Consider the following 1,242-nt stretch of genomic DNA (forward strand, 5'->3'; position numbering starts at 1 on the left):
GGACGTCGAGCTCGCCGCATAACCCCAACAAGACCGAATCACCCCAAACCCAGCAGGGGTGCCTTGACGAAGGACATAGAGGCACCCCCCCCCCGCAAACATTCCCTCGACCTGCTGCTCCCGCTTGCCGCTCGCCTGTGCCGCTCAACGCAGGCCTCTCAAGCGCGGGCTTCCGGTGGCTCGGTGCGCACATGCCTCTCCTGGGTCTGACGGGCGACGGGCGCATCGGTCCGAACCCAGGGTAAAGAGGTGCAAATTCACGCAAGGGGGGAGTTGAGAGCGCTATAGGCTCCCGCTGCACTTGCTCAGCATCAAAAAAAGGGGGGATCCTTTGCGCACTCGTCTTGCTGCCTGCGCCATGGCTGTCGCCATCGCCGGCGTCTTCTTCAGCGCGCCGGCCGCGTCCGCGGCGACGCTGCCGTCCACCAACACCGCTCACCACTGCATCCGCCACACCACCGGGGTATGCGGCTGGACGCACCACAAGAGGCCCGCGGACAAGTACGAGACCGCGAAGTGCAAGGACGCTTCCCTGTCCTACGCCCGGAACTCTCAAGGCACCTGCTCCCACCATCACGGCGTCCGCTACTGGTTCAAGTAGCGGACTGCTGAGATGGTTTCGCACAACACGAAGCCATCTGGTCGGGCTCTTATGTCCGTGGACGGGTCCGTGTCCGTCGCGTGCCGGGCGCCGAAAGGGCGGGAACTGGTGCAGCAGCCCCGCAGAAATCAGGAGGCGCAGGGTTCCACTGCTACTTCTGCGGGGCCGGTGCACACCCCACGTACCCCCTGATGTGCCCGGTACGCCCGATATATCCCCTCGGCTGGGCGGACCAGGGACTTCAGTGATTACGTTCTGTCACCACCGAATGTGAGACAGGGCCGTTAGATTTACACTCCCAATTCACCGATGCAGCGCTGCGTCCATTCCTGGGCCAGGCGCTGTTCCTGATCCCGTCATGACCCTGAGCACGGGGGGCCTGGCGGACTGCACGGCGAGCCACCGCGTCCGGGATCGACAGAAGTGCGGGTCGTATGACTCTGTTGGGGTCAGGAGCCAAGGGCGATCATGGAGGAACCACAGCATGCGGCGACACGCGACGCCGCGGGAACACGCGATGGGCAACTCTTGTGTTGCTGTGGTGCACATACGGCCCGGGGCACCACAGCCAACCAGCGCCTGGCTCCCTGTGGAGTCTCGGGCCGTATGCCCCGAATATCGCCCGTCTGGCAGTCCCATAA

1 protein-coding gene is annotated in these 1,242 nt (G+C 64.4%); it reads left to right on the forward strand.

Going from position 1 to position 1,242, the window contains the following annotated elements; all coding sequences use genetic code 11:
• Positions 1-358: 358 nt before the first annotated feature.
• Complete coding sequence (locus ABZZ74_RS54290) at positions 359-601, forward strand: hypothetical protein (RefSeq protein ID WP_356951466.1); 243 nt, start codon at positions 359-361, stop codon at positions 599-601.
• Positions 602-1,242: the final 641 nt, after the last annotated feature.

This window comes from Streptomyces sp. NPDC006476 (assembly GCF_040612015.1).
Classification (GTDB): domain Bacteria; phylum Actinomycetota; class Actinomycetes; order Streptomycetales; family Streptomycetaceae; genus Streptomyces; species Streptomyces griseorubiginosus_B.

Excerpts from the sequence above, each read along its gene's own strand:
- ABZZ74_RS54290 (WP_356951466.1), top strand. The coding sequence starts at position 359 with ATGGCTGTCGCCATCGCCGGCGTCTTCTTCAGCGCGCCGGCCGCGTCC.